Source organism: Pseudonocardia kujensis (assembly GCF_021283305.1).
GTDB lineage: Bacteria > Actinomycetota > Actinomycetes > Mycobacteriales > Pseudonocardiaceae > Pseudonocardia > Pseudonocardia kujensis.
In genome coordinates this window covers 1-26,452 of the sequence record NZ_JAJSOK010000046.1, presented here as the reverse complement: position 1 = coordinate 26,452, position 26,452 = coordinate 1, and the positions used below count along the sequence as shown (strand labels likewise).

The following is a 26,452-nucleotide window of genomic DNA, read 5'->3' as shown; positions in this document are numbered from 1 at the left end:
AGACCACGCCCCGAGTTCTCCGGCGGGCAGCGGCTGGCGATCGCGCGGGCCATCGCGCTCCACCCGCGGCTGCTGGTGTGTGGCGAGGCGGTCAGCGCGCTCGACGTCTCCACGCAGAACCAGATCCTCAACCTGCTCGAGGACCTGCAGGCCGAGTTCGGGCTGTCGTACCTGTTCATCGCGCACGATCTCGCCGTCGTGCGGCACATCGCGCACCGGGTGGCGGTGATGTACCTGGGCGAGATCGTGGAGACGGCGCCGACCGACCGGCTCTTCGACCGGCCCGCGCACCCCTACACCGAGGCGCTGCTCTCGGCCGTGCCGGTCCCGAACCCGCGCCGGCAGCGGGAACGCGAGCGGATCGTGCTGCGCGGGGAGGTGCCCGACGCGGCCAACCCGCCCGCGGGCTGCGCCTTCCACACGCGCTGCCCCCACGTGATGGACATCTGCAAGGTCGAGGCCCCGCCCGTCATCGCCGCCCCGGGCGGTGGCACGGTGCGCTGCCACCTGCACACCTGAGAACGCGCGAACGCGCTCCCGCTCGGAAGGCCCGAGCGGCAGCGCCGTCCGTCGTGCCGGGATCAGACGCGCTCGAGGATGGTGGCGTTGGCCTGGCCGCCGCCCTCGCACATGGACTGCAGGCCGTAGCGGCCGCCGGTCCGGTGCAGCTCGTGGATCATCTTGGTGGCCAGGATGGCCCCGGTGCCGCCGAGCGGGTGGCCGAGGGCGATCGCGCCGCCGTTGGGATTGGTCCTCGCCAGGTCGGCGCCGGTGTCCTGCGCCCACGCGAGCACGACGGGTGCGAAGGCCTCGTTGATCTCGAAGGTGTCGATGTCGCCGATGCCCAGGCCGGACTTCTTCAGCGCCGCCTGGGTGGCCGGGATCGGGCCGGTCAGCATGAAGACCGGGTCGTCGCCGACCACGGCCAGGGTGTGCACCCGGGCGAGCGGGGTGAGGGAGAAGCGGCGCACCGCATCCTCCGACGCCACCAGCAGGGCCGCCGCGCCGATCGAGATCTGGCTCGCGACGCCCGCGGTGATCGCCCAGCCCTCGCGCAGCGGCTCGAGCGCGGCGAGCTTCTCCAGCGAGGTGTCCCGGCGGGCGCCCTCGTCCGTGTCCAGCCCGGCGATCGGCGCGATCTGGTCGCGGAAGCGGCCCTCGTCGATCGCGGTGATCGCCCGGCGGTGGCTCTCCAGCGAGAACTTCTCCAGGTCCTCGCGGGTGAAGCCCCACTTCTCGGTGATCAGCTGGGCGCCACGGAACTGCGAAATCTCCTGGTCGCCGTAGCGGTCGATCCAGCCCTGGCCCTTGGTGGAGGTGCCCAGCTCGGAGTTGACGATCCCGTTGGCGGTCATCGGGACCATGGCCATCTGCTCGACGCCGGCGGCCACGACCAGGTCCTGGGTCCCGGACATCACGCCCTGGGCGGCGAAGTGCAGCGCCTGCTGCGACGAGCCGCACTGCCGGTCGATGGTCACGCCGGGCACGCTCTGCGGCAGCCCGGCCGAGAGCCAGGCGGTGCGGGCGATGTCGCCCGCCTGGGCACCCGTCTGGCTGACGCACCCCATGATCACGTCCTCGACGGCGGCCGGGTCCACACCCGTCCGCTCGACGAGCTCGCGAAGCACGTGTGCGCCGAGGTCGGCCGGGTGGACCCCGGCGAGGGCTCCCCTGCGCGTCCCGACGGGTGTGCGGACGGCGCCGACGATGAAGGCTTCTGTCACCGGATGACTCCCCTGCGCTGCGGACTCGGCGAACTGAACGATCGTACATTCAGTTCGCCGGTGATCGGCAGTCCCCGGAGCTGTGACGTCCTCGACGGACCCGGGTCAGGCCGCGTGGTCGACGATCCGCATGACGATGAGGGTGTAGTGCTCCACGAGCTCCTCCATCGTCACCGGGCCCGCAGGGTCGTACCACTGCGCGATCGCGTTGCAGGCGGCCTGCGCGGCACGGCGGGCGTCCGCCGGGTGCTCGCAGCGGAAGGACCCCTGCGCGACGCCCGCGTCGACGATGTCCGACCAGATCGTGCTGGCCTTGGTGCGCAGGCCCGCGAGCCGCTCCTCGTGCGCGGGCTCGAGGTTGCGCCACTCGCGCGAGGAGATGTTGCTCTCCGTCTGCCGCTGCACCCGGTACTCGACCGTGGCCTTGACCAGCGCGCGGAGCCGCTCCGCCGGGTCCTCGCCGGCGGAGGCGAGGGCCTCGTCGCAGCGGCGGAAGTAGTCGAGGGTGTTCTCCTCGATCAGGGCCGCGAGCAGGTCCTGCTTGCTCGGGTGCCAGTAGTAGAGCGCCGAGAGGGACAGCCCGGCGCGCTTGGCGATGTCCCGGATCGACGCGCCGTGGTACCCGCGCTGCTCGAAGACCTCGCGCGCGGCCGCCGCGATCGCCTCGCGGCCGCCGCCGCGGGGGATCGGTCCGCCCTCGGGCGATCGGTCTACTGCGGTGCTCACACCGGAGAGGATAGGGCCCGGATGCCCCTTCTGGCCGCTCCACGGCGGTGTTAACTTAACGAGTGATCGTTCAAAGGTCCGCCAGCGACGCCGGGAGGTAAGCGGATGACTGCGGCGACCACCATCGCGACGGGGAGTCCCCCCGATCTGGACGCGTTCCGCGAGCAGGCGCGTGCCTGGCTCCGCGAGCACGCGCCGGCCCCGTCGCCGGTCACCGACATCGAGGCCGCGCGCGCCTTCCAGGCCGCGTTGTACGACGCCGGGTTCGCCGGCATCACCTGGCCGCAGGACGTGGGCGGCCGCGGCCTCTCCACGGCCTACCAGCAGGCCTTCTCCGACGAGGAGGCCTGCTACGAGCTGCCCACCTACCCGTTCACGATCGGGCTGGGCATGTGCGGCCCCACGGTCAACGACCTGGGCACGCCCGAGCAGCGCACCCGCTACCTGCCGCGGCTGCTGCGCGGCGAGGACATCTGGTGCCAGCTGTTCTCCGAGCCGGGCGCGGGGTCGGACGTCGCGAGCCTGCAGACCCGTGCGGTCCTCGACGGCGACTCCTGGGTCGTCGACGGGCAGAAGGTGTGGACCACCAACGCCCAGTGGGCGGACTTCGGCGCGCTGCTCGCCCGCACCGACCCCGACCGCCCCAAGCACTCCGGGCTCACGATGTTCGTGGTGGACATGCACGCGCCGGGCGTCACCGTGCGGCCGCTCAAGGACATGTCCGGCCGGGCGCCGTTCAACGAGATCTACTTCGACTCCGTCCGGATCCCCGCCGACGCGGTGATCGGCGAGGTCAACGGCGGGTGGCACGCCGCCGTGACGATGCTCGGCCACGAGCGCGTCTCCATCGGGTCACGCCGCCGCCCCAAGACCAACCCGCTGGACTTCACCGCGATCACCGCGCTGGCCCGGCGGCTGGGCGTGTCCGGCGAGCCCGCCACCCGGGAGCGGCTGGCCGAGCTGTACGTGCGCGAGCGCGTGCTGGAGCTGTTCAACGTCCGGCTGCGCCAGGAGGCCGCCGCGGGCATCGCGCCCGGGGCCCGCGGCTCCGTGGCGAAGCTGGCCGGCTCGATGCTGGCCCGGCTGGCCGTCGACACGGTCGGCGAGATCGCCGGGCCGGAGATCGTGGCCTGGGACCCGGACGACGCCACCGGTGCCGCGGTGGCGCTGGGGATCAACTCCACGCCGTCGTCGAGCATCGCCGGCGGGACCAACGAGATCCAGCGCGGGATCATCGGCGACCGGGTCCTCGGCCTGCCGAAGGAGCCGTCCGTGGACCGGGGCGTGCCGTTCCGCGAGCTGAAGGTGGGGACGCAGGCATGAGCGAGCTTGCGAGCGGATCATCGACACAGCAGACGAACGAAGCGCCCGAGCTCGCGCAGCGAGGGAGGACGATGAGACTGGTGCTCACCCAGGAGCAGCAGGCGCTGCGCGCGGCGGTGCGCGACCTGCTGACGGACCGGGCCGCGTCGGCGCAGGTGCGCGCGGCGATGGAGTCCGAGACCGGGACCGACCGGGACCTGTGGACGCGGCTCGGCCGCGACCTCGACGTACTGGGGCTGGTCGTGCCCGAGGAGTACGGCGGGGCCGGTGCCGGGCACGTCGAGCGGGCCGTGGTGCAGGAGGAGCTCGGCCGGGCGCTCGCGCCCACGCCGTTCCTCGGCTCGGCGGTGCTGGCCACGGACGCGCTGCTCGCGCTCGACGACGAGGAGGCCCGCCGCGAGCTGCTGCCGCGCCTGGTGTCCGGCGAGCTGATCGCGACCGTCGCCGTGGCCGAGCGGGGTGCGCCGTGGGGGCCGGGCGCCACCACGGCGACCGCGTCCGGGGACGGCTGGACCCTCGACGGGACCAAGACCCCGGTGGTCGCCGGCGACCTCGCCGACGTGCTGCTCGTCGTCGCGATCACGCCGGACGGGCCGGCCTGGTTCCGGGTCGACGCCGCGGACGTCGAGCGGACCACCTTGGCCACGCTCGACCCGACCCGCCGGCTCGCGAAGGTCGTGCTGCGCGGCACGCCGGCGCGCAAGCTGGAGTCGGCGGATCCCGCGGGCGCGCTCGAGCGGGTCGCCGACCTCGCGACGGTCGCGCTGGCCGCCGAGCAGCTCGGCGGGCTGCAGCGGGTGCTGGAGATGGCCACCGACTACGCCAAGGTGCGAGTGCAGTTCGGCCGGGCCATCGGTTCCTACCAGGCCGTGAAGCACGGGCTGGCCGACGTCCACTCGGACTGGGAGCTGGGCCTGTCCGCGCTGCGGTACGCGGCCTGGGCGGCCGACGAGGCCCCGGACGAGGTGCCGGTCGCGTCCGCGCTCGTCGCCACGTTCTTCGGACCGGCCTACTTCAAGGCCGCCGAGGCGTGCGTGCAGTACCACGGCGGCATCGGCTACACCTGGGAGCACGACGCGCACCTCTACTACAAGCGCGCCAAGAGCACGGAGCTGCTGTTCGGGGCCCCCGGGCGCGACCGGGCACGGCTCGCCGACCGGCTGGGCGTCTGAGGAAGGGCGGCACATGACCGAGAGCACGACCGAGAACCCGGTGCTCGTCGAGACGGCGGACGGGATCCGCACGGTGACGATCAACCGGCCGCGGCGCAAGAACGCCCTGAACGCCGAGACCTGGGACGGGCTGCAGACGGCCTTCGCCGACGCGGCGAACGACCCGTCCGTCCGGGTGCTGGTGCTGACCGGCGCCGGCGGTGACTTCTGCGCCGGGGCGGACCTGTCCGGCGGCCCGGCCGGGGGCCACCCCCTGACCCGGATGCACCGCATCAACGAGATCGCGATGGCCCTGCACAGCCTGCCGATGCCGACCGTCGCGAAGGTCAGCGGCGTGGCCGTCGGCGCCGGGTGGAACCTGGCGCTGGGCTGCGACCTGGTGGTCGCCGAGCGCGACGCGCGGTTCTCCCAGATCTTCGCCAAGCGCGGGCTGTCGCTGGACTTCGGTGGGTCCTGGCTGCTGCCCAAGATCGTGGGGCTGCAGCAGGCCAAGCGGCTCGCGCTGCTCGCCGAGATCATCGGCGCGGAGGAGGCCGAGCGGCTCGGCCTGGTGACCTACGTCGTCGAGCCCGGGACGATCGACGGGTTCGTGGCCGACCTGGCCAAGACGCTCGCCGCCGGGGCTCCCATGGCCCTCGCGCAGTCGAAGCGGATGCTCAACGAGAACACGGACAAGACGCTGCGCGAGGCGCTCGAGAGCGAGGCCCGCGCGCAGACGATCAACTTCGCGGGCACGGACGCGCCGGCCGCCTTCGAGGCCTTCATGGCCAAGCGGGACCCGGTGTTCACGGGCGAGTGGGCGGTCACGTGACCAGCACCCAGGACCCCGTGACCGAGCAGGCGTACACGGAGATCGCCTACGAGGTCTCCGACGGCGTCGCCACGATCACGCTCGACCGGCCGGACCGGCTCAACGCCTTCACCACCACGATGATGCGCGAGCTGGTCCGGGCCTACGCCGCGGCCGACGCCGACGACGCGGTGCGCGTCGTCGTCGTCACGGGGCGGGGGCGGGGCTTCTGCGCCGGCGCCGACCTGCAGCGGGGCGGTTCGACGTTCAACGCCGAGGACCCGGCCCGGGCCGCGGAGCGGCGCGACATCGGCACCATCGGCGGGGCCCCGCGGGACGGCGGCGGTGTCACGTCGCTGACCACGGCCGCGTGCCGCAAACCGGTCATCGCCGCGATCAACGGGCCGGCCGTGGGCATCGGCGCCACGATGACCCTGCCGATGGACATCCGGCTGGCCTCGGAGACCGCGAAGTTCGGCTTCGTGTTCGCCCGTCGCGGTCTGGTCCCGGAGGCGGCGTCGAGCTGGTTCCTGCCGCGGATCGTCGGGATCTCGCAGGCCATGGAGTGGGTCGCGACCGGCCGGGTGTTCGGCGCCGAGGAGGCCCTCGCCGGCCGGCTGGTGTCGAAGGTCCTCCCGCCCGACGAGCTGTTGCCCCACGCCTACGGGATCGCGCAGGAGATCGCGGAGAACACCTCGGCGGTGTCGGTCGCGCTCAGCAAGCAGATGCTGTGGGCGATGCTCGGCGCGGACACGCCGTGGGAGGCGCACCGCGTCGACTCGCAGGCGATCCACCGGCTCGGGCAGAGCGCCGACGTGGTCGAGGGCGTGCAGTCCTTCCTGGAGAAGCGGGCGCCCGCGTTCCCGAACACGGTGAGCGCCGACTACCCGGACATCCTGGAGCGCTGGCCGAGCCGGCCGGCAGGGATGGACTGAGGGTTCGCGCCGGGGCGGGTCAGCCGTCCCGGCGCTCGTCGGGCAGCTCCCGGCGCTGCTCGCGCTCCAGCTCCCGCGCGTCCTGACGGTCCTTGGAGAACCCGAGGGCCCCGACGAGCGGGATCAGCAGGAAGGCGAGCCACGCCATCGGCACCCCGGCGGCGTTGAGCACGAAGAACAGGACCAGCGCGACGATCGGGCTGGCGGCCGCGATCCGGGTGCCCCAGCTGCCGCCGAAACCCCGCTGCTGCACCGCCGCCTGCGGCCGGACGGCCGGGGCGCTGCCCGCGCTGCCCGCGCTGCCCGCGCCGCCCGCGCTGCCCGCGCCGCCGGGGCCGCCGGGCAGCCGTGGGTGCGGCTCCGGCAGGTCGGTGAACAGGGCCGTCAGCTCGTCGGCGGTCACGGCGTTGGCCGCCACCGCCGAGCGGTCCGCGTACTCCTCCACGCCCAGCCGGCCGGCCTCCAGATGCGCGTTGAGCGCCGCCGCGGCGGCCTCCCGCTCGGCCGTCCCGATCCGCAGCGCGCCGTCGCCCCCCGTGGTCATGACCGCATTATGGATCCACGGCGCGCCGAGGGCGGTCGATTCCGCGCGTCGTGGATCCATACTGCGTGCCGAGAAAGTTCCGGGCGCGATGTCGAGAAGCCCGGACCGGCTCCGTCCCCGGGGTGCGCGCGGCCACGAGGGGCCGCACCGGCACGGAGGAGAACCACCATGGCCAAGTACCTGCTGCTCAAGCACTACCGCGGCGCCCCCGCCGCGATCAACGACGTGCCGATGGACCGGTGGACGCCGGAGGAGGTCTCGGCGCACGTGCAGTACATGCGCGACTTCGCCGCCAGGCTCGAGGGGACGGGCGAGTTCGTCGACAGCCAGGCGCTCGCCCCCGAGGGGACGTTCGTCCGCTTCGACGGCGAGGGGCGCCCACCGGTCACCGACGGGCCGTTCGCGGAGACCAAGGACCTCGTCGCCGGCTGGATGGTGATCGACGTCGACAGCTACGAACGCGCCGTCGAGCTGGCCGGCGAGCTGTCCGCCGCCCCCGGGGCGGGCGGGAAGCCGATCCACGAGTGGCTCGAGCTGCGCCCGTTCCTGACCGCCCCGCCCACCGTCACCGAGTGACGTCACCGGTGGACGAGGTCCTGCTCCGGAGCCTCACGCCGGGCGTGCTCGCGGTCCTCGTCCGTCGCGGAGCCGACTTCGCGGCGGCCGAGGACGCCGTGCAGGACGCGCTCGTCGAGGCGCTGCGCGTCTGGCCGGCAGACCCGCCCAGGGACCCGAAGGGCTGGCTGGTCACGGTGGCCTGGCTCAAGTTCCTCGACGCGACCCGGGCGGACGCCGCCCGCCGCCGGCGGGAGGATCTCGTCGAGGACGAGCCTGCGCCCGGACCGGCATCCGCGGCCGACGACACGCTCCAGCTCTACTTCCTGTGCGCCCACCCCTCGCTGACGCCGTCGTCGGCGGTCGCGCTCACGCTGCGCGCCGTCGGCGGGTTGACCACCCGCCAGATCGCCCAGGCCTACCTGGTGCCCGAGGCGACCATGGCGCAGCGCATCAGCCGGGCCAAGCGCACGGTCTCCGGCGTGCGGTTCGACCGGCCGGGCGACGTCGCCACCGTGCTGCGCGTCCTCTACCTGGTGTTCAACGAGGGCTACTCCGGCGACGTCGACCTGGCCGCCGAGGCGATCCGGCTCACCCGCCGGCTCGCGGCCGCCCTCGACCACCCGGAGGTCGCCGGGCTGCTCGGCCTCATGCTCCTCCACCACGCCCGGCGCGCCGCCCGGACCGCGTCCGACGGCAGCCTGGTCCCGCTCGCCGAACAGGACCGCACCCGGTGGGACACCCGCTCGATCGCCGAGGGCGTCGCGATCCTGCAGGCGGCGCTGGCCCGCGACCGGCTGGGGGAGTTCCAGGCCCAGGCGGCCATCGCGGCGCTGCACGCCGACGCGCCCACCGCCGGGGAGACCGACTGGCCGCAGATCGTCGAGTGGTACGACGAGCTCGCGCGCCTGACCGACAGCCCGGTCGTCCGGCTCAACCGTGCGGTGGCCGTCGGCGAGGCCGACGGACCGCGCGCCGGCCTGGCCGCGCTCGCGGCGCTGGACGACTCCCTGCCCCGGTACGCCGCGGTGGCGGCGTACCTCCACGAGCGCGACGGCGACACCGCGACGGCAGCCCGGCTGTACGCCGAGGCGGCGCGGAAGGCACCCAACCTCGCCGAGCGCGACCACCTGACCCGTCGGGCCGCCCGGCTCAACGCCGGGCGCTGAGGAAACGGCGCCCGTTCAGAAGAGCTGGTAGGCGGTGCGGGAGAGGCCGAACCCGTGCCCGCTCGCCCCGACCCGGCACTCGACGCCGGTCGGCCGGCTCGTGCAGGTGACGTCGCCGACCCGCAGCGCGCGGCTGTAGTCGAGCACCGGGCCGGTGCCGAAGACCGTGTCGGAGTGACACACGAGGTCGGCCCGCTCGGTGCCCGTGATCTGCAGCGAGTCGCCCCAGACGCCCGCGCACCCCGCGGGCCGGTCCGGAACGGTCGTCGGGTCCCACTCGGCCTGCGCGATGTCGCAGCGCACGGAGTTGGGCTGCAGGAAGCAGGCGATGTTGCCGCTCGGGCTGCTGAAGCCGGCGGGCTCGGCCGAGACCCGGACGTCGGCCGCGGTCGTGGTGGCGGGGGCCGCGCTCGTCGGCGAGGTCGGGGGCGCCGTGGGCACCGTGGGCATCGTGGGCATCGTGGGCGCCGTGCGCACAGCCGCCGCGGCGCCGGTGTCGCCGTGGCCGCGCAGGGCGAGAACCCCGACCACCGCGACCGCGGCGAGCACCGCCACGGCCGCCCCGACCGCCACCGGCGCCTTCCACCGCGGCGCCCGCGCGACCGGACGCGGGGGCGTCGGCTCCAGCACCGCCGGGAGCCAGCCGCCCGTCGGGCGGTCCTGAGGTCCGGACGAGAGCGTTGCGCGGATCCCGTCGGTGGTCGGCCGGCGCGCAGGGTCGCGGTCCAGGCACACCCGCACCAACCCGAGCAGCGGTTCCGGGATGCCGGCGAGGTCCGGCTCGCCGTGGACCGTGCGGTAGAGCAGGGCGTTGACGTCGCCGGTGCCGAAGGGGGCCCGGCCGGTCGCGGCGTAGGCGAGGACCCCGCCGAGGGCGAAGACGTCGCCGGCGGGTTCGGAGCGGGCGTGCGTGATCTGCTCCGGCGCGATGAACCCCGGCGAGCCGACGACGGCGCCCGTGCGGGTCAGCACGGTCGCGTCGGCAGCCCGGGCGATCCCGAAGTCGATCACCTTCGGCCCGTCGGCGCCGAGCAGGACGTTGCCCGGCTTGAGGTCGCGGTGCACGATCCCGGCCGCGTGGATCGCGGCGAGCGCCTCGGCCAGCCCGATCCCCAGCAGCCGGACCTGCTCGGCGGGCATCGGCCCGTGGACCCCGACGGCCTCGCGCAGCGACGGGGCCGGCACGTACTCCGTGGCCATCCACGGCGGGTCGCCGTCGGCGTCGGCCCCGAGCAGGGCCGCGGTGTAGGGGCTGCGGACGCGGGTCGCCGCCTCGATCTCGTGCCCGAACCGGGCGCGGAACTCCGGGTCGCCCGCCAGCTCCGCCCGGACGACCTTCACCGCCGCCTGCACGCCGCCGCGCCGGCCGAGGTACACCCGGCCCATCCCGCCCTCGCCGAGCAGCCGCGTGATCGTGAAGCCGCCGATGCTGCGCGGAGCGACGCGGGGGCCGGGCACGGGCCCAGTCAACCGCATCCGCTCAGGCGGCGGTCCCGGGGGAGGCGATCGCCACGGGGGTGCCCCAGTCGCGGTAGTCCGAGGTCAGGGCCAGTGTCCCGATGCCCGGCATGGTCTGGCGGGTCTCGCTGCGCAGGGGGCGGTTCGCGGCGTCGACCCACAGCGTGGAGGAGATCCGGGTGACGCCGGCCCCGGCCTGGGTGCGCAGCGCCTCCTGCACCGCCGGGTCCTGCTCCAGCTCCGCGGCCCGGACCAGGTCGACGACCACCAGGTACCGCACCGCCGGGACGCCCCCGACCGCGTCGTCCGCGGCGTCCGCGACCAGCGCGGCGTCCCGGTAGCGGGCCAGGTTGGCGGTGGGGTCGGCGCTCGCGACGACGTTGGCTGCCGTGGTCGCCAGGATCTTCTCCGGCGTTCCGGTGGCCGCCTCGTCGATCCGCGTCCACCCGGTGTCGCCCTGGCGCCACACCTGCCCGTTGGGCAGCACCAGGAACGCCGTGCTCTGCGGCTCGCCCCCGGGCGGGCTGAGGGTCTGGACGAACTGCACGGAGAGGCCGCCGCCCTGCTCCACGCGCAGCGCGCCGTCGCCGCCGAGGGCCGTCGGGGCGCCCTCCACGGCGTCGACGCGGCCGGACAGGCTCAGGTGGGCCGTACGGTCCGCGTGCTGGCGCTGGGTGACGGCGGTGAGCAGGTCCGCGGCGGCGTAGTACTTGGGCAGGCCGTGCGCCTCGCCGGCGTCCTCGGAGTTGCCCCGGGCGCACGAGACGACCCCCGCCCCGATCACGAGGACGGCGATCGCCGCGAGCGCCAGGGCGAGCGGCGTGCGGGCCGGCCCCGCTGCCGACCCACTGCGGTGCGGCACCTTCCGCCTCCTCGTTCAGCCGGGAAGGCCTACGAGGTTATCGGTCCGCCGCGAGCGCACCGGGCGGCGCGGCCCGCAGTGCGACGAGCACGCGGCGCAGAGCGGCGAGCCGCCCCGGGCGCAGCGCCCCCTCGGCGACCAGCGCGTCGAGCGCGCACTCCGGGTCGGCGGGCGGCCCGAGGTGCCCGCACCCGCGCGGGCAGTCCTCGACGGCGGCCGCGAGGTCGTCGAAGGCCGCGATGACGTCGTCGGGGGTCACGTGGGCGAGCCCGAAGGACCGCACGCCGGGGGTGTCGACCACCCAGCCGCGCCCCGCCGGCAGCGGCAGCGCCAGTGCCGCGGTGGTGGTGTGCCGGCCCTTGCCGACGCCGGAGACCCGGCCGGTGCGCTGCTCGGCGTCCGGGACCAGGGCGTTGACCAAGGTGGACTTGCCGACGCCGGAGTGCCCGACCAGGGCCGAGACCCGCCCGTCCAGCTGCGCGGCGAGCTCGGTGGGCGGGGTGTCGCGGCGGGTGACCACGACCGGGAACTCCAGCTCGGCGTAGTGCGCGGCGAAGGGCCCCGGGTCGGCGAGGTCGGCCTTGGTCAGGCAGAGCACCGGCTCCAGCCCGCCCGCGTAGGCGGCCACCAGGCAGCGGTCCACGAACCCGGTGCGCGGCTCCGGCTCGGCCAGCGACGTCACGATCACGAGCCGGTCGGCGTTGGCGACGACCAGGCGTTCGAAGGGGTCGGTGTCGTCGGCGGTGCGGCGCAGCACGGTCCGCCGCTCCTCGACCCGGACGATCCGGGCGAGGGTGTCCGGCGCGCCGGAGAGGTCGCCGACCAGCCCGACCCGGTCGCCGACGACGATCGGGGTGCGCCCGAGCTCGCGGGCGCGCATGGCCGTGACCGGCGGGCGGTCGGCGTCGCCGCCGGGGGCGCAGGTCCAGCGGCCCCGGTCGACCACGACGACCATGGCCTCCTCGGCGTCGGCGTGGTCCGGGCGGCGCTTGGTGCGCGGGCGGGACCCCCGGCCCGGGCGGACCCGGACGTCGGACTCGTCGTACTGGCGCGGCCGACTCACGCGACCAGGGAGGCCCAGCGCCCGGGGAAGTCCGGGATGGTCTTGTCGGTGCAGGTCACGTCGTCGATCCGGATTCCGGGGACGACGAGCCCGAGGATCGCGCCGGCGGTCGCCATCCGGTGGTCGGCGTAGGCGCCCCAGGGCCGCTCGCCCGCGATGAGCCGGGCGGGCCGGATCTCCAGCCCGTCGTCGGTCTCGGTGACGGCGCCGCCGAGCGCGCCCAGCTCGGTGCGCAGTGCAGCCAGCCGGTCCGTCTCGTGCCCGCGGATGTGCGCGACCCCGCGGATCACGCTCGGGCCCTCGGCCAGCGCGGCCAGCGCGGCGACGGTGGGGGTGAGCTCGGAGGCCTCGTGCAGGTCGACGTCCACGCCCCGCAGCCGGTCCGGGCCCGCGACCGTCATGCCCGCGTCGGACGCGGTCACGGTGGCCCCCATCCGCTCGAGGACCTCGAGGATCTCCACCCCCGGTTGGGTGGACGCGGCGGGCCAACCCACGACCGTCACCTCCCCGCCGGTGACCGCGGCCGCGGCGAGGAAGACCGAGGCATTGGACAGGTCGGGCTCGACGGCCCACTCCCGCGCCGCGATCGGGCCGGGCTCGACGCGCCAGGTGTTCGGCTCGGCGTCGTCGACGCCGACCCCCGCCTCGCGGAGCATCGCGACGGTCATGTCGATGTGCGGCAGGCTCGGCACCGGCTTGCCGTCGTGGTGCACGGCCACGCCCTTGTCGAAGCGGGCGCCGGAGAGCAGCAGGCCGGACACGAACTGGCTCGACGCCGACGCGTCGATCGTCACCGCGCCGCCCGGCAGGCCGCCCGCGCCGTGCAGGACGAACGGCAGGCGGTCGCCGTCGACCGTCGCGCCGAGGGCGCGCAAGGCGTCGAGGACGGTGCCCATGGGACGCTCGCGGGCGTGCGGGTCGCCGTCGAAGACCACGGCGCCGTCGGCCAGGGTGGCCGCGGGCGGGACGAACCGCATCACGGTGCCGGCCAGCCCGCAGTCGACCGCGCCGCCGCCGACGAGGGTGCCGCCGTCGACCGTGACCGTCTCGCCGTCGGCCCGGACCCCGACCCCGAGCGACCGCAGCGCGCCGCACATCAGGGCGGAGTCGCGGGTGGCGGGCACGCCGTGCACCACGGAGCGGCCCTGCGCGAGCCCGGACAGCAGCAGCGCGCGGTTGGTGACGGACTTCGAGCCGGGGACGGACACCGTCCCGCGGACGGGTCCGTCCGCCGTCGGTGCGGTGTAGGGGCTGGTCGGGGCGCTGGGCTGGGCCACGACCCCATGATTCCGCATGGCCGCGGCCGCGGGGGGCCGCCCCCGGGTCGTGTCCGCACGAACCGTCGGGGGGACGTGCCACGATGGAGCCATGTGCGGGAGGTACGCCTCGACGAAGGCGCCGACGGACCTGGCGGAGGAGTTCACCGCCGTCGACGCCGTCACCGAGAAGGCCGGCGAGGAGCGGCGGCCGGACTACAACGTCGCGCCCACGCGGGACGTGATCGCGGTCGTGCAGCGCCACCCGAGGGACGCGGAGGGCAACCCCGACCCGGACACCACCGAGCGCAGCCTGCGGCTCGTGCGCTGGGGGCTCGTGCCGTCCTGGGCGAAGGACCCGTCCGCGGGCGCCCGCATGATCAACGCGCGCAGCGAGACGGCCGCGGAGAAGCCGGCGTTCCGCCGCGCCCTCGCCGCGCGTCGCTGCCTGCTCCCGGCCGACGGCTGGTACGAGTGGCAGCGCCGGGCCGCCACCAAGGACCACAAGGCGAGCAAGCAGCCGTACTTCACGCACTACAAGGACGGCCGGTCGCTCGCGATGGCCGGGCTGTGGGAGTTCTGGCGGCCCAAGGAGGGCGAGCTCCTCGAGAAGTTCCCCGAGGGCCTGGTCACCTGCACGGTGCTGACCACCGAGGCGGTCGGCCCGCTCGCCCAGGTCCACGACCGCATGCCGCTGGTGCTCCCGCCCGACGCGTGGGACGCGTGGCTGGACCCCGACTCGGACGCGCAGGCGGACGAGGTGAAGCGCTGGCTCGCCCCGCCCTCGCCCGAGCTGGTGGGCACGCTGGACATCGTGCCGGTGTCGGACAAGGTCAACAGCGTGCGCAACAACGGCAAGGAGCTGCTCGAGCCGCTCGACCCGTCCCAGGTCGAGGAGCCGATCCAGCTGGACCTGCTCGGGTGACGAACCTCGGGCCCGCCGAGGTCGTCGAGGTCCCCACACCGCACGGCCCGGCCCGCGTGCACGTCCGCCGCGTCCCGGGCACCGCGCGCGGCGCGCTGCTGATGGGACACGGGGCCGGGGGCGGGGTCGACGCGCCGGACCTGCGTGCCGCCGCCCGCGCCGCGCTCGACGCCGGCCTGCACGTCGTGCTGGTGGAGCAGCCGTACCGGGTGGCGGGGCGCCGCGCCCCCGCCCCCGCCAGGCAGCTCGACACCGCGTGGGAGGCGGTGGTGGGGACGCTGCGTGGCGGCAGCGACGACGGCAGCGACGACGGCAGCGACGACGGCCGCGACGACGGCGAGGGCGGCGCGGACGAGGTCCGCGGGCTGCTCGCGGGGCTCCCGCTGCTGTTCGGGGGGCGCAGCTCCGGCGCCCGGGTGGCGTGCCGGTGCGCCGCTGCGGGCGGGGCGCTCGGCGTCGTCTGCCTGGCGTTCCCGGTGCACCCGCCGGGCAGGCCGGAGAAGCACCGGATGGCGGAGATCGACGGCGTCACGGTCCCGATGCTGGTGGTGCAGGGGGAGTCGGACCCCTTCGGCCGCCCCGGACCCGCCGCCACCCGCGAGGTCGTGCTGCTGGCGGGCGACCACTCGTTGAAGAAGGACGTCCCCGCGGTGGAGAAGGCGGTCGCGGACTGGTTGGCCCGCCACCTCGCCTAGGCTCCTAGCCCCGCGCGGCGATCGGAGCGGTGCGGGCGTCGACCGCGGAGATCAGGTCGCCCGGCGCCAGCTCCACCTCGAGCCCCCGCCGCCCCGCGCTGCAGAACACGGTGTCCCAGGCCGTGGCCGAGGCGTCGACCACCACCGGCAGCCGCTTCTTCTGCCCGAGCGGCGAGATCCCGCCGGCGACGTACCCGGTGGCGCGCTCGGCGTCGGCGACCTCGGCCATGCGCGCCTTCTTCCCCCCGACGGCGGCGGCGAGCGCCTTGAGGTCGAGGGTGGCGTCGACCGGTACCACCCCGACGGTGAGGTTCCCGTCGACCTCGGCGACGAGGGTCTTGAACACCCGCCCGGCCTCGAGGCCGAGGGCGTCGACGGCCTCCTGCCCGTAGGCCGCGCCGCCCGCGTGCTCGTACGAGTGCAGCGTGTGCGCGATCTTCTTCCTGGTCAGCAGCGCCGTCGCCGGGGTGCCCCGCCCTGCCACTCGTCCCGTCCTCCTCACCGCGCCGGCCGGGAATCGGTGCCCGGCCGACGGTGTTGAGACCGTACGTGACCTCAGCACTGATGGACGCCCCGGTCGCGGCCCGACCGGCTCGGCCGCGCCCGTCGTGTCGCGGGCGCGTACGCTCGACCCCCGCAGGCTCACGGACGATCGTGGAGACGGTCGCGGGGGAGAGGAGCGCGGTGCCGGACGACACGGCGGCCGAGACGGCGCAGGACCCGGGACAGGGCCCGGGTCGGGAGGACGAGGCGACCGACTCGCTCGACCGCGCCCCGGAGGAGACCGAGACCGAGCGCGCGGCCCGCTTCGAGCGGGACGCCATGCCGATGCTCGACCAGCTCTACGGCGCCGCCCTGCGGATGACCCGCAACCCGGCCGACGCCGAGGACCTGGTCCAGGAGACCTACCTCAAGGCGTACTCGGCGTTCCGGACCTTCCGCGAGGGCACGAACCTCAAGGCGTGGCTGTACCGGATCCTGACGAACACCTACATCAACGGGTACCGCAAGCGGCAGCGTCAGCCGATCCAGGCGCCCACGGACGAGATCACGGACTGGCAGCTCGCCCAGGCCGGCGAGCACTCGTCGACCGGGCTGCGCTCGGCCGAGGTCGAGGCGTTGGACAACCTGCCGGACTCGGACGTCAAGGAAGCCCTGCAGCGGCTGCCGGAGGACTTCCGGATGGCGGTGTACCTCGCCGACGTCGAGGGCTTCGCCTACAAGGAGATCGCGGAGATCATGGGGACGCCGATCGGCACCGTGATGTCGCGACTGCACCGCGGGCGCCGGCAGCTTCGCGACATGCTGACCGACACGGCTCGAGAGCGCGGCTTCATCCGGGGCGAGCAGGAGGTGACGAGCTCATGAGCTGCGGGAACCACCACGACACCGACTGCTCCGAGGTCCTCGCCGAGGTGTGGCTGTACCTCGACGGCGAGTGCGACCAGGAGCGGAAGCGCCAGCTGGTGCAGCATCTCGACGAGTGCGCCCCGTGCCTGCAGGAGTACGGGATCGACGAGAAGCTCAAGCAGCTCCTCGCCCGCAAGTGCAGCGGCGAGATCGCGCCGGACGGGCTCAAGGACCGGCTGCGCCGCCAGATCCGCACCGCGGTGCTGGAGCAGGCCGAGGTGAGCGTCGAGACGGGGCCGAGCGGCACGACCGTCGAGGTCCGCGCCACCCGGATCGAACGTCACGCCTGATCGACCACACACGAACGGCCCCTCGGCTCCGGACGGAGCGGAGGGGCCGTTCGTGCGTCGTGGGGCGGGCCTCAGGTGTTGGGCCGCTTGCCGTGGTTCGCGCCGCCCTTCTTGCGGTCGCGACGCTTGCGTGCACGCTTCGACATGCTCGTCCCTCCTTCACAAGTACTTGAGGACTGGGACCAGTGTCCCACGTGATTGGATGAGCCCGTGTCGACCCTGAGCGAACTGCTGGCCGAGCACACGAGTCTCCCCGGAGACGCCGTCGAGCACCTGCAGCGGGTCGTCGCCGAGTGGCAGCTTCTCGCGGACATGTCGTTCGCCGACTTCCTGCTCTGGATCCCGCTGCCGCAGGACGCCGACGTCGAGATGGCGGGCGGCCCGGTGGAGTTCCTCTGCGTGGCCCAGGCCCGTCCGACGACCGCTCCCACGGCCCACCCGGAGGACGCCGTCGGCGCCCGGGTCGACACGCGGGACAACCTGCAGCTGCGCCGGGCCGTCGTCGAGGGGCGGATCTGCCGCGAGGAGGAGCCGCGCTGGCACCTGGAGGTGCCCGTGCGCCGCGAGACGATCCCGGTGCGGCACCACGGGCGTGTGGTCGCCGTGCTGTCTCGGGACACCAACCTGGCCATGCCGCGGGTGCCGAGCCCGCTCGAGATCGCCTACCTCGGCAGCGCGTCGGACCTCTGCCAGATGATCGCCGACGGCACCTTCCCGACGACCGCGGCGGCGGCCGGCGCCGACACGAGCCCGCGGGCGGGCGACGGCCTGATCCGGCTCGACGCGCACGGCCTGGTGGCGTACGCCAGCCCCAACGCCCTGTCCGCCTACCACCGGATGGGCCACGACACGGACCTCGTGGGCGTGCCGCTGGCCTCGCTGACGAAGTCCCTGACCCGGGACCCGTTCGACGCCAGCGAGGTCGCCGCGCGCATCCAGGCGGCCCTCGACGGCCGCACCTCCCTGCGGATGGAGATCCGCACCCGCGGCGCCACGATGCTGGTGCGGGCGCTGCCGCTGCGCCCGCGCGGCGACGCGGCCGGCGCGCTCGTGCTGGTCCGCGACATCACCGACCTGCGCCGTCGGGACCAGGCTCTGCTGAGCAAGGACGCGACGATCCGGGAGATCCACCACCGGGTCAAGAACAACCTGCAGACGGTGGCGGCGCTGCTGCGGCTGCAGGCCCGGCGCACCCCGATCCCGGAGGCCCGCCGGGCGCTCGCCGAGAGCGTGCGGCGGGTGACCTCCATCGCGCTCGTGCACGAGGCGCTGGCCTACTCGGTGGCCGAGATGGTGGACCTCGACGAGCTGGTGGACACCGTGCTGCCGGCGATCGGCGACGGCGCCACGGCGGAGGTGCGGGCCAAGGTCCGCCGGGAGGGCTCGCTGGGCACGCTCGGGTCGGCCCTGGCGACCCCGCTCGTCCTCGTGCTGACCGAGCTGGTGCACAACGCGCTGGCGCACGCCTACGAGCCGGGCCAGGCGGGGGAGGTCGTGGTGAAGGCCAACCGCTCCTCGCACACCCTCGAGTTGATCATCGCCGACGACGGCGTGGGCATGCCGGACGGGTTCGACATCGACCGGGCGGACGGCCTGGGCCTGCAGATCGTGCGCACGCTGCTCGCCGAGCTCGACTCGAAACTGGCCCTGCGGCCGCGCGAGGGTGGCGGAACCGAGGCCCTTATCACGGTGCCGATGACGGCGCGATAGCCTTGACGCGTGATCGCCGATCCCGGTGCCGAGGTCGCGCCGGTGCCGTGCTCGACGGTCACGGTTCCGGGGCGGTGCGGTGACACAGCCCGGAACGACAGAAGAGCGGGCCCGTCGCCGGTGGCGTCCGGCTTCGGGCCCGCTCTTCGGAGTCTGCTGAGGGAGCTTGGGTGAGGGCTGGGGGCGACCCTCGACGGGGCTGGTCGTGCTCTCTCAGGCGGTGCGGGCGCGGGTACGGGCGTTGCGGCGCTTGAGGGCGCGACGCTCGTCCTCGCTCATGCCACCCCAGACACCCGCGTCCTGGCCACTCTCGAGCGCCCAGGCCAGGCACTCGGTGACCACCGGGCAGCGGCGGCATACGGTCTTCGCCTCGGCGATCTGCAGGAGGGCCGGGCCGCTCGTCCCCACGGGGAAGAAGAGCTCCGGGTCCTCGTCGCGGCAGATAGCGCGGTGACGCCAATCCATGATCGTCCTACTCCTCGTACTTCGCGATCGGGGTCGCGCCGATCGCACGTCTGTCTGTCACGGTGTTTCCGCGCTTGTGAATGATTTCACGAGCGCCGTCGCTCTTCAAGGGACAAGGTCCGGGCGGGTGAGGAGCCTCACCCACACTTCGCAACGAAACCCGACACGTTCGGTTACTGCATCGATCCGTGCCGCGCACCGCCGCGAAGTGCGAACGACAGTGTCCCTGCCCAACGGGAGCCGGGTTACCCCAATTCCCGCGGACCATGCCGGGTGACCCCGGCGCAGTCCCTCGCTTTCGCAGGACCTACCTTGGATCACGGTCCGCGCAGGTGCGAGCCCCTAGCTGCTCGGTGGTCGCCGAGCATCGGTGAATGGCCACCATGTGTCACTCGTCCGAGTGCCGACACCGCCCGAACTGCGACGAGGGGCGTCTCTCACACGACGACGCGTAACGCTCCGGGCACGGAGACGAACTCGACGTCCGTCCTCGACCCCAGGTGGTCCCCGTCCAGCTGCAGGGCCAGCGGCTCCGCGCTGCGGATCCGTATGGAAGGAACGGCGTCCTGCCGCACGATGTTCCGGCCGTGCGGGTCGCCGTCGGGGGACAGGATGTGGCGCAGGGTGTGTCCGATCGTGGGCAGCCCCAGATGGCGCAGCGCGAAGAGTGCGAGACCTGCGCCGAACGTGGCGCCCGGGTTGGTGCGCACCGCCCGGCCCGCCAGGAAGGTCCACGGGTCGGTGTTGCTCACGAACGCCAGCCGGATGTCCTCCAGCGGCCCGGCCCCCGGCACCTCCACCGTCATCGACGGCGGCCGCACGCGCTGGCGCAGGTACTCCGCGATGGCGGTGCCGGCGTAGCGGATCGGGGTGGCCTCGCGGCCCGCGGCGCGGGCGCGCTCCACCGCGGCGACGACGTCGGCGTCCCAGCCCATCCCGGCGTTGAACGTGAACCACCGGTCGTCCGCCCGCCCGAGGCCGACCAGGCGGCTGCTGCGCCGCTCCAGGGCCCCCAGGATCGCCCCGGTGGCCTCCACGGGGTCGCGGGGCATGCCGAGCGCCCGGGCGAAGACGTTGGCCGAGCCGCCGGGCACCACGGCCAGCGCGGGGGCGTCGGGGTCGCTGCCGTCCGGCGCGCGCGGGCCGGTCGCCTCGCGGTCGACCAGCATGCCGTTGACGACCTCGTTGACCGTGCCGTCGCCGCCGAGCGCGACGATCAGCTCGACGCCCGCGGCACAGGCCGCCGCCGTCGCCTCGGCCGCGTGGCCGCGGTAGGCCGTCTCCAGGACGTCCAGCTTGAGCTCGCTCGCCAGGGCGTGGGTCAGGACGTCCCGCCCCGCCGGGGTCGTCGACGTCGCCCGGGGGTTGACGACGAGGAGCGCGCGCACGGACCCGAGCGTAACCGGGCCCGTATCCTCGTCGTCGTGACCTCCGAGCCGAGTCAGCAGCCGGGCCGGAAGACGGACGGCGCCGCCCCGGGCGCCCCGCCCGTCCAGGTGCGCGCGGCGGCCGGCGTCGTCGGGCTGGAGGGGCTGATCGGGCTCGGCGCGGCCGTCGTCTTCGGCATCGCCTCGGAGGGCGGCCTGGGCGCCCGCCTCGGCGAGGCCTCGTACTTCGTGCTGCTCGGCGGCGCCCTGCTGCTGTGCGCGGTGCTGCTGTGGCGCGGCAGGCACGGCGCCCGCACGCCGTCGATCGTGGCCCAGCTGCTGCTGGTCCCGTTCGTCTACTCGCAGCTCGCCGAGGGCCGGCTCGGCATCGGGATCGTGGCCCTGCTGGTCGTGGTGGGCACGTTCCTGCTGCTGGTCAGCGAGCCGGCCCGGCGCTGGTCCATGGGGGCCGACGAACGCTCACGCGCCGAGTGAGGCCAGCGGCTCCCCGGTGAGCCGGAAGATCGTCCACTCGTCCATCGACACCGCGCCGAGGGACCGGTAGAAGCCGATCGAGGGCTCGTTCCAGTCGAGCACCGACCACTCCAGCCGCGCGTAGCCGTGCTCCACGCAGGTCGCGGCCAGCGCGGCGAGCAGCGTCCGGCCCAGCCCGGAGCCGCGGTGCGCGGGCTGCACGTAGAGGTCCTCGAGGTAGATCCCGTGGACGCCCTCCCACGTGGAGAAGTTGAGGAACCACAGCGCGCAGCCGACGACCGTCCCGTCGACCTCCGCGACGTGCCCGAAGAGCGCCGGCGCCTCGCCGAACAGCGCTGTCCGCAGCTGCTCCGGGGTCAGCAGGCACTGGTCGAGGGCCTTCTCGTACTCGGCGAGCTCGCGCACCAGCCCGACCACCGCCTCGACGTCGCCCGGTTCGACCCGCCGCACCCGATTCGTCCACCGCTCCGTCACGAGTGCACGATATCCGCAGCTCAGCGGCGGAATCTTCTCCGGCGAACGGAGCAACCTCTCCTGCTCCCACTCGTCATACGTGTGGGGGTAGGAACGCCGAGGAGTGACGAGTGGGTAGACACAGCGTGAAGCGGACGGCGGCCGGGAGGGTCCGGGCCGCGTCGGTGACGGCGGCCGTCCTCGGCCTCGGCACACTCGTGGCCGCTCCCGCCCAGGCCGCGCCCGCCCAGGGCGCGCCCGCCCAGGGCGCCCCGCGCGGCGACACCGCCGCGTCCGCCACGGTGGCCGGCACCCCCTGCACCGCCACCGCGCGCGCCTGCGTCGACCTCGCGTCCCACCGCACCTGGCTGCTCGACGAGGGCAAGGTCGCCCGCGGACCCGTGCCGATGATGCCGGGCGACGCCACCGACCCCACCCCGGTCGGCACCTTCCACGTGCAGTGGAAGGACCAGAACCACGTCAGCGACATGCCCAACCACGCCCCGATGCCGTTCTCGGTCTTCTTCGCCGACGGCGGGGTCGCCTTCCACGAGGGCAGCCTGCGGAGCTCGTCGTACGGCTGCGTGCACCTCGCCCACGAGGACGCCGTGGCCTACTTCAACACCCTGCAGGTCGGCGACGAGGTGCAGGTGCACTGAGCCCCCAGGGCCCCAGGGCCCCAGGGCCCCCGGGCCCGCGGGCCCGCGGGCCCTCAGGGGATCCGCAGGTTCACGGCGTCGAGCCGGGGGACGCCGCGCTCGTCGCCGAGGACCGTCCAGGCGGCCGCGTCCATCGCGACGTGCACGCCGCCCTCGGGCGGCAGCCCGATCCAGCGGGCCGTCAGCACCCGGCTGAAGTGGCCGTGCCCGACGAGCACGACGTCCCCCTCGGGCAGCAGTGCCCGGACGTCGGTGAGCAGGGCGTCGGCCCGGGCGCCCACCTGGGAGGCCGTCTCCCCGTTCGGGCAGGGGTGGGCCCACACCGTCCAGCCCGGCATCTCCTCGCGGATCTGCGGCGTCGTCCGGCCCTCGCAGTCCCCGTAGTCCCACTCGGAGAGCCGCTCGTCGACCTCGTCGGGCTGCAGGCCGGCGAGCTTCGCGGTCTCCTGGGCGCGGCTGCGCGGGCTGACGATCACCCGCACCGGCGGCGGATCGCCGCGGCGCAGGGCCTCGAGCGTCGGGCCGGCCTGCGCGGCCAGCTCGCGGCCACGGTCGGTCAGCGGGATGTCGGTCCGGCCCGTGTGCCGGCCCGTGGCGGACCACTCGGTCTCGCCGTGCCGGAGGAGGAAGACGCGTCCCACGCGCCGGAGGCTAGACCGGACAGGAGCGTCTGCGCAGGACTTCCGTCCCGACCTCCTCGCGAGCGCTGTCCGCGGCTGCCACCCCGGGGTATGATCCGTACACTGACCGTGAGCGAGGGGTGCGCGATGGCCGGAGGGGCGATCGACCGTGCGACGGTCCGCGTTCTCCAGGCCGGATGCCGGTGGATGTGGGGCTTCGCACCGCGGATGATCCCGCACATCGTCGCCCGGATGGGCGCGGGCGGCGCCGTCCGGTGGTTCGCCGCCAACATGCCGCGCTACCTCGTCTCGATGCGGGTGCTCGGGCACCAGCGCACGCACCTGGCCGGCATGGTCATCTCCCTCTACAACGGTTGCCTCTACTGCGCCTACGCGCACGGCTACGCCCTCGAGCTGCTCTACCTGCGCGACCGGGACCGACTCTTCCCCCTCGACGCGCGGAGCCTGGAGAGCTGGATCGGGCTGCCGCCGCGGCTGCTCGCCGACCGGGTGCAGGACGTGCTGCGCGCGGCCGGGATGCAGGCCGAGGCGATGTGGGTGGACACCACGTTCGGCCTGCTGCACGGCGACCAGCAGCCGGTCGACGGCGAGGAGCTGCGGCTCGCACACCTGGTCCGGATGTTCGGGACGATGAACCGGATCGCCGTCGAGGCCGGCTGCACCGAGCCCGACGAGGCGCAGAACCCGGTCAACAAGGACCTCGCCGTCAAGGAGCGCAACGCCGCCCTCCGCGCCGCCCACGTCTGACGGGCCGGGAGGGCCGCGACACCGGGTGGTCGCACGCCGACAGCCGACGGCGCCGGACGCCTCGCGGCACCCAGACCGTGATCGTCGGTTGTGGGCGGGGAGGGTCTGGGTGCGGGAGTCAGGATCGTCGGTCGTGGGCGAGATGGGCAGGGACGCGCGGCGAACGTGATCGCCGGTCGTGGGCGAGGCGGGCCGGGACGCGCGGCGAACGTGATCGCCGGTCGTGGGCGAGATGGGCCGGGACGCGCGGCGAACGTGATCGTCGGTCGTGGGCGAGATGGGCAGGGACGCGCGGCGAACGTGATCGTCGGTCGTGGGCGAGATGGGCCGGGACGCGCGGCGAACGTGATCGCCGGTTCTGGACGGGCAGGGGCGTTCTTCGGGGCCATGATCGCGGGTCGTGGAGCGGGAAGGTCGGTTTCCGACCCCCCTGCTCCTTGACCGGTGATCTTGCCCCGTGGGCGCCCGTTGCTGGAGTCGGGAGCCGCTCCGGCGGGGCCGTCGGACAATGTCCGCCCGGTGGGGTCAGCGCGGCCCCATGATCGCGAGTCGTGGAGCGAGGAGGTCGATTCCCGACCCTTCCGCTCCACAGCCAGTGATCTTGTGCCCTGGTCGTCGTGCTGTGGGGGCGCGCAGCGAACCCACCCTGAGCACCGCTGGCCGCCGGACAGGGCAGGCCGGGCTCCGCCGTTCCGCGGCGGCGGCTACGCTTCCGCCCGTGGTGGCGGCTCCCCGGTCCCGGCGATGACGACGGAGAGTCGCGCCCTGCCCGGATCCCTGGCGCCGTACCTGGAGCGTGCCCGGCGCAGCGCCGCCGAGCTCCAGCTCGACCTGGAGGGCTTCGTCCCGCGCTTCTACCGCACGCTCTTCGGCTACGCCCCCGGCCTGCGGGCGCTGTTCCCACTGTCGATGACCACCCAGTACGCCCGTTTCGGCCGCGCCCTGGTGCACCTCGTCGACGGGCTCGACGACCCCGCCTCACTGGTGGCGTTCCTGGCCCAGCTCGGCCGCGACCACCGCAAGTTCGACGTCCGGGAGGAGCACTACACCCTGTTCGGCCAGGCCTTCCTGACCGCGCTGGCCGAGACCGCGGGCGAGGCGTGGACGCCGGAGGTCGCCGAGGCGTGGGAGTACACCTTCGCCTTCCTCGCCGGGACCATGCAGAAGGCGGCGCAGGCCGAGCCCGGGCCCCCGTGGTGGCCGGGCGTCGTCGTGGCCCACGAGCGCGTCGACCGGGACACGGCGATCCTGCGCGTCCAGGTGGAGGGTGCCGACGGGCCGGTGCCGTACCGGGCCGGGCAGTACGTCGGCGTCGAGACCCCGCAGCACCCCCGGCTGTGGCGCTACCTCTCCCCGGCGACCGCGCCGGACCCGTCGGGTGTGCTGGAGTTCCACGTCCGGGCGCTGGGCTACGGCAGCGTGAGCCGCGGGATCGTCGCCTCCGCCCGGCCGGGCGACCGCTGGCGGATCGGCCCGGCGATGGGAGCCCTGGACCGGGCCGCCCGACCGGGCCGCGAACTGCTGATGATCGGCGGCGGCACCGGCATCACCCCGATCCGCGCCCTGCTTGAGCAGTTCGAGCGCGAGGGCGGGCGCGCCGAGCGGGTCGTCGTCTTCTACGGGGCGCGGTCGTGGGACGCCCTGTACGCGCTCGACGAGCTGCGCCGGATGACCTACCGCAACGCGTGGCTCGACGTCGTGCCGGTCGTCGAGGAGCAGCCGCCGTACCCCGGTCCACTGGTGGGCCGGCTCGCCGACGTCGTCACCGGGTTCGGGTCGTGGGGCGACTGCGAGATCGTCGTCAGCGGCTCGCCGGCGATGCTGACCGCCACCGTGCGGGCGCTGCGGGTCGCCGGCGCGGCGCCCGAGCAGATCCACTACGACCCGTTCGTCACGGACTGAGACCGCCGTTCCCGGGCCGTCCCGACGCCGGGCTTGACGTATTCCCATATCGGAATATGGTTGGTCGCGTGGCACGGGCGGCGACCACCACCGACGCGTTCAACGCGGTGGCCGAACCGCGGCGCAGGCAGATCCTCGACGTGCTCGCCGCCGGCGAGCGGTCGGTGACGGACCTCGTCGCGGCGCTGGACCTCGCCCAGCCGCAGGTCTCGAAGCACCTGAGGGTGCTGCACGAGGTGGGGCTGGTGGCGGTCCGGGAGGACGGGCGGCGCCGGCTCTACCGGTTGGAGGGCCGCGGGCTCAAGCCGATCCACGACTGGGTGGCCGGCTTCGCGCGGCACTGGGAGGACCGGTTCGGCGCGCTGGACGCCGTGCTGGAGGAGCTCACGGGGGAGACCGATGGGAACGACCACGAGGGGTAGCGCCGTCGTCACGCTGCCCGCCGCCGACCAGATCCTGATCGTGCGCGAGTTCGCGGCGCCGGCCGCGGCGGTCTACCGCGCCTGGACCGAGCCCGCGCTGGTGAAGCGCTGGTGGGCCGGCACGATGGGGACCGTGACGTCGGCCGAGATCGACCTGCGGGTCGGCGGCCGCTGGCGCTGGGTGATGGAGGCGAACGGCGGGTTCGAGGTGGCGTTCCACGGCGAGTACCGCGAGCTGGTGCCCGGCGAACGGATCGTGACCACCGAGGTGTTCGAGGGCATGCCCGACGCCCACGCCGTGAACACCCTCGACTTCGCCGAGTCCGACGGGCGCACCACGCTCACCATGCTGGTGCAGCACCAGAGCCAGGAGCACCGCGACGCCCACATCGGGTCGGGCATGGAGGGCGGCATGCAGACCTCCATGGACGCCCTCGAGGACGTCGCGGTCTCCCTGACGTGAGCCGCGCATTATGGCTCCATAATGCGATTCCCCGCCCGGATCTGGCGCACTATGGAACCATAATGCGCTCTGAGGCCCGCGAAATTCGCATTATGGTTCCATAGTGAGCCTTTCTCAGTAGGCCGTTGATCATGTTGTGCGGTCGTGTTCGTGGTGCAGGACGACGAGCGCAGCGGCGGTGATGGCGCCGATGCGGCGGGGGCAGAGGCTGACCCGGCGCAGGGCTTTGAA

At 74.3% G+C, this 26,452-nt stretch carries 30 protein-coding genes and 2 pseudogenes; 18 read left to right on the top strand and 14 right to left on the bottom strand.

Translation table 11 applies throughout. The annotated features are described in order from the left end of the window. Positions 1-12: 12 nt before the first annotated feature. A pseudogene (locus LWC35_RS26410) lies at positions 13-519 on the top strand (oligopeptide/dipeptide ABC transporter ATP-binding protein); the annotation flags it as partial. A gap of 62 nt (positions 520-581) precedes the next feature. Here LWC35_RS26410 and LWC35_RS26405 read toward each other — a convergent pair. Together LWC35_RS26405 and LWC35_RS26400 are read right to left on the bottom strand one after the other, a co-directional pair. Beyond that, positions 582-1,724: an acetyl-CoA C-acetyltransferase gene (locus LWC35_RS26405; protein WP_232872959.1), complete on the bottom strand. Its 1,143-nt coding sequence runs from the start codon at positions 1,722-1,724 to the stop codon at positions 582-584. A 105-nt stretch (positions 1,725-1,829) separates the two neighbouring features. Next, positions 1,830-2,450, bottom strand: coding sequence for a TetR/AcrR family transcriptional regulator (locus tag LWC35_RS26400; RefSeq protein ID WP_232872958.1), 621 nt, complete (start codon positions 2,448-2,450; stop codon positions 1,830-1,832). A gap of 105 nt (positions 2,451-2,555) precedes the next feature. Here LWC35_RS26400 and LWC35_RS26395 point away from each other — a divergent pair, with 105 nt between their 5' ends. The 4 genes from LWC35_RS26395 (at position 2,556) to LWC35_RS26380 (ending at position 6,670) form a co-directional block, all read left to right on the top strand. After that, positions 2,556-3,773, top strand: a complete 1,218-nt coding sequence (locus tag LWC35_RS26395; RefSeq protein WP_232872957.1) for an acyl-CoA dehydrogenase family protein — start codon at positions 2,556-2,558, stop codon at positions 3,771-3,773. A 71-nt stretch (positions 3,774-3,844) separates the two neighbouring features. Next, positions 3,845-4,945, top strand: coding sequence for an acyl-CoA dehydrogenase family protein (locus LWC35_RS26390; RefSeq protein ID WP_232872956.1), 1,101 nt, complete (start codon positions 3,845-3,847; stop codon positions 4,943-4,945). 13 nt (positions 4,946-4,958) lie between these two features. Next, the gene (locus LWC35_RS26385; protein ID WP_232872955.1) at positions 4,959-5,756 is read left to right on the top strand and encodes an enoyl-CoA hydratase/isomerase family protein; all 798 of its coding nucleotides are present in this window, start codon (positions 4,959-4,961) and stop codon (positions 5,754-5,756) included. Further along, entirely contained in the window at positions 5,753-6,670 is a 918-nt protein-coding gene (locus LWC35_RS26380; protein WP_232872954.1) for an enoyl-CoA hydratase-related protein, read from the top strand. Before LWC35_RS26385 ends, LWC35_RS26380 begins: the two co-directional genes overlap by 4 nt. 19 nt (positions 6,671-6,689) lie before the next feature. On the opposite strand, the gene LWC35_RS26375 is transcribed toward LWC35_RS26380, so the two are convergent. Further along, positions 6,690-7,214: a DUF1707 SHOCT-like domain-containing protein gene (locus LWC35_RS26375; protein WP_232872953.1), complete on the bottom strand. Its 525-nt coding sequence runs from the start codon at positions 7,212-7,214 to the stop codon at positions 6,690-6,692. A gap of 168 nt (positions 7,215-7,382) precedes the next feature. Between LWC35_RS26375 and LWC35_RS26370 the strand changes: the two genes are divergently transcribed. Both LWC35_RS26370 and LWC35_RS26365 read left to right on the top strand, forming a co-directional pair. Next, positions 7,383-7,790 (top strand): YciI family protein, encoded by a 408-nt coding sequence (locus LWC35_RS26370; RefSeq protein WP_232872952.1) that lies wholly within the window; start codon positions 7,383-7,385, stop codon positions 7,788-7,790. An 8-nt stretch (positions 7,791-7,798) separates the two neighbouring features. Beyond that, a complete protein-coding gene (locus tag LWC35_RS26365) occupies positions 7,799-8,938 on the top strand; it encodes an RNA polymerase sigma factor (RefSeq protein WP_232872990.1) in 1,140 nt (379 codons plus the stop codon). Between the two features lie 15 nt (positions 8,939-8,953). Here the strand turns inward: LWC35_RS26365 and LWC35_RS26360 are convergent, their stop codons facing one another. The 4 genes from LWC35_RS26360 to aroA are packed head-to-tail and all read right to left on the bottom strand — an operon-like array spanning position 8,954 to position 13,598. Further along, positions 8,954-10,396 (bottom strand): serine/threonine-protein kinase, encoded by a 1,443-nt coding sequence (locus tag LWC35_RS26360; RefSeq protein WP_232872951.1) that lies wholly within the window; start codon positions 10,394-10,396, stop codon positions 8,954-8,956. A 22-nt stretch (positions 10,397-10,418) separates the two neighbouring features. After that, the gene (locus LWC35_RS26355) at positions 10,419-11,258 is read right to left on the bottom strand and encodes an SCO4651 family lipoprotein (protein ID WP_232872950.1); all 840 of its coding nucleotides are present in this window, start codon (positions 11,256-11,258) and stop codon (positions 10,419-10,421) included. A 37-nt stretch (positions 11,259-11,295) separates the two neighbouring features. Beyond that, positions 11,296-12,321 carry a ribosome small subunit-dependent GTPase A gene (gene rsgA, locus LWC35_RS26350; RefSeq protein ID WP_232872949.1) on the bottom strand — a complete coding sequence of 342 codons (1,026 nt, stop codon included), beginning with the start codon at positions 12,319-12,321 and terminating at the stop codon, positions 11,296-11,298. Next, a complete protein-coding gene (gene aroA / locus LWC35_RS26345; RefSeq protein ID WP_232872948.1) occupies positions 12,318-13,598 on the bottom strand; it encodes a 3-phosphoshikimate 1-carboxyvinyltransferase in 1,281 nt (426 codons plus the stop codon). Before aroA ends, rsgA begins: the two co-directional genes overlap by 4 nt. Positions 13,599-13,689: 91 nt before the next feature. On the opposite strand from aroA, the gene LWC35_RS26340 reads away from it, so the two are divergent. After that, positions 13,690-14,502, top strand: a complete 813-nt coding sequence (locus tag LWC35_RS26340; RefSeq protein ID WP_232872947.1) for an SOS response-associated peptidase — start codon at positions 13,690-13,692, stop codon at positions 14,500-14,502. Next, a complete protein-coding gene (locus tag LWC35_RS26335; RefSeq protein ID WP_232872946.1) occupies positions 14,499-15,197 on the top strand; it encodes an alpha/beta hydrolase family protein in 699 nt (232 codons plus the stop codon). Before LWC35_RS26340 ends, LWC35_RS26335 begins: the two co-directional genes overlap by 4 nt. A gap of 4 nt (positions 15,198-15,201) precedes the next feature. On the opposite strand, the gene ybaK is transcribed toward LWC35_RS26335, so the two are convergent. Beyond that, positions 15,202-15,681, bottom strand: coding sequence for a Cys-tRNA(Pro) deacylase (ybaK, locus tag LWC35_RS26330; protein ID WP_232872945.1), 480 nt, complete (start codon positions 15,679-15,681; stop codon positions 15,202-15,204). Positions 15,682-15,881: 200 nt separating this feature from the next. Here ybaK and LWC35_RS26325 point away from each other — a divergent pair, with 200 nt between their 5' ends. Together LWC35_RS26325 and rsrA are read left to right on the top strand one after the other, a co-directional pair. Further along, complete coding sequence (locus LWC35_RS26325; protein WP_232872944.1) at positions 15,882-16,565, top strand: sigma-70 family RNA polymerase sigma factor; 684 nt, start codon at positions 15,882-15,884, stop codon at positions 16,563-16,565. Continuing rightward, on the top strand, positions 16,562-16,897 hold the full coding sequence (gene rsrA, locus LWC35_RS26320; protein ID WP_232872943.1) for a mycothiol system anti-sigma-R factor: 336 nt from the start codon (positions 16,562-16,564) through the stop codon (positions 16,895-16,897). The genes LWC35_RS26325 and rsrA overlap by 4 nt, the downstream gene beginning before the upstream one ends. A 71-nt stretch (positions 16,898-16,968) precedes the next feature. Here rsrA and LWC35_RS41060 read toward each other — a convergent pair whose 3' ends face one another. After that, positions 16,969-17,043: a 50S ribosomal protein bL37 gene (locus tag LWC35_RS41060; protein WP_370467464.1), complete on the bottom strand. Its 75-nt coding sequence runs from the start codon at positions 17,041-17,043 to the stop codon at positions 16,969-16,971. A 64-nt stretch (positions 17,044-17,107) separates the two neighbouring features. Between LWC35_RS41060 and LWC35_RS26315 the strand changes: the two genes are divergently transcribed. Continuing rightward, a complete protein-coding gene (locus LWC35_RS26315) occupies positions 17,108-18,607 on the top strand; it encodes a sensor histidine kinase (RefSeq protein ID WP_232872942.1) in 1,500 nt (499 codons plus the stop codon). A gap of 213 nt (positions 18,608-18,820) precedes the next feature. Here the strand turns inward: LWC35_RS26315 and LWC35_RS26310 are convergent, their stop codons facing one another. Together LWC35_RS26310 and LWC35_RS26305 are read right to left on the bottom strand one after the other, a co-directional pair. Continuing rightward, on the bottom strand, positions 18,821-19,072 hold the full coding sequence (locus LWC35_RS26310) for a WhiB family transcriptional regulator (protein WP_093082363.1): 252 nt from the start codon (positions 19,070-19,072) through the stop codon (positions 18,821-18,823). A gap of 437 nt (positions 19,073-19,509) precedes the next feature. Beyond that, positions 19,510-20,460 carry a diacylglycerol/lipid kinase family protein gene (locus LWC35_RS26305; protein ID WP_232872941.1) on the bottom strand — a complete coding sequence of 317 codons (951 nt, stop codon included), beginning with the start codon at positions 20,458-20,460 and terminating at the stop codon, positions 19,510-19,512. Between the two features lie 36 nt (positions 20,461-20,496). Between LWC35_RS26305 and LWC35_RS26300 the strand changes: the two genes are divergently transcribed. Further along, positions 20,497-20,934, top strand: coding sequence for a hypothetical protein (locus tag LWC35_RS26300; protein ID WP_232872940.1), 438 nt, complete (start codon positions 20,497-20,499; stop codon positions 20,932-20,934). On the opposite strand, the gene LWC35_RS26295 is transcribed toward LWC35_RS26300, so the two are convergent. Beyond that, positions 20,920-21,408, bottom strand: coding sequence for a GNAT family N-acetyltransferase (locus LWC35_RS26295; RefSeq protein WP_232872939.1), 489 nt, complete (start codon positions 21,406-21,408; stop codon positions 20,920-20,922). The two genes, LWC35_RS26300 and LWC35_RS26295, sit on opposite strands and share 15 nt — an antisense overlap. A 110-nt stretch (positions 21,409-21,518) precedes the next feature. Here LWC35_RS26295 and LWC35_RS26290 point away from each other — a divergent pair, with 110 nt between their 5' ends. Further along, the gene (locus LWC35_RS26290; RefSeq protein ID WP_232872938.1) at positions 21,519-22,046 is read left to right on the top strand and encodes a L,D-transpeptidase; all 528 of its coding nucleotides are present in this window, start codon (positions 21,519-21,521) and stop codon (positions 22,044-22,046) included. A 53-nt stretch (positions 22,047-22,099) separates the two neighbouring features. Here the strand turns inward: LWC35_RS26290 and LWC35_RS26285 are convergent, their stop codons facing one another. Continuing rightward, positions 22,100-22,687: an acid phosphatase gene (locus tag LWC35_RS26285; protein WP_232872937.1), complete on the bottom strand. Its 588-nt coding sequence runs from the start codon at positions 22,685-22,687 to the stop codon at positions 22,100-22,102. Between the two features lie 126 nt (positions 22,688-22,813). Here LWC35_RS26285 and LWC35_RS26280 point away from each other — a divergent pair, with 126 nt between their 5' ends. The 4 genes from LWC35_RS26280 (at position 22,814) to LWC35_RS26265 (ending at position 26,221) form a co-directional block, all read left to right on the top strand. Then, positions 22,814-23,434: a carboxymuconolactone decarboxylase family protein gene (locus tag LWC35_RS26280; protein WP_232872936.1), complete on the top strand. Its 621-nt coding sequence runs from the start codon at positions 22,814-22,816 to the stop codon at positions 23,432-23,434. A gap of 744 nt (positions 23,435-24,178) precedes the next feature. Next, entirely contained in the window at positions 24,179-25,336 is a 1,158-nt protein-coding gene (locus tag LWC35_RS26275; protein WP_232872935.1) for a globin domain-containing protein, read from the top strand. 68 nt (positions 25,337-25,404) lie between these two features. Beyond that, the gene (locus LWC35_RS26270) at positions 25,405-25,758 is read left to right on the top strand and encodes an ArsR/SmtB family transcription factor (protein ID WP_232872934.1); all 354 of its coding nucleotides are present in this window, start codon (positions 25,405-25,407) and stop codon (positions 25,756-25,758) included. Then, entirely contained in the window at positions 25,736-26,221 is a 486-nt protein-coding gene (locus LWC35_RS26265) for an SRPBCC family protein (RefSeq protein WP_232872933.1), read from the top strand. Before LWC35_RS26270 ends, LWC35_RS26265 begins: the two co-directional genes overlap by 23 nt. Positions 26,222-26,350: 129 nt before the next feature. Here LWC35_RS26265 and LWC35_RS26260 read toward each other — a convergent pair. Further along, positions 26,351-26,452, bottom strand: a pseudogene (locus LWC35_RS26260) (IS5/IS1182 family transposase); the annotation flags it as partial.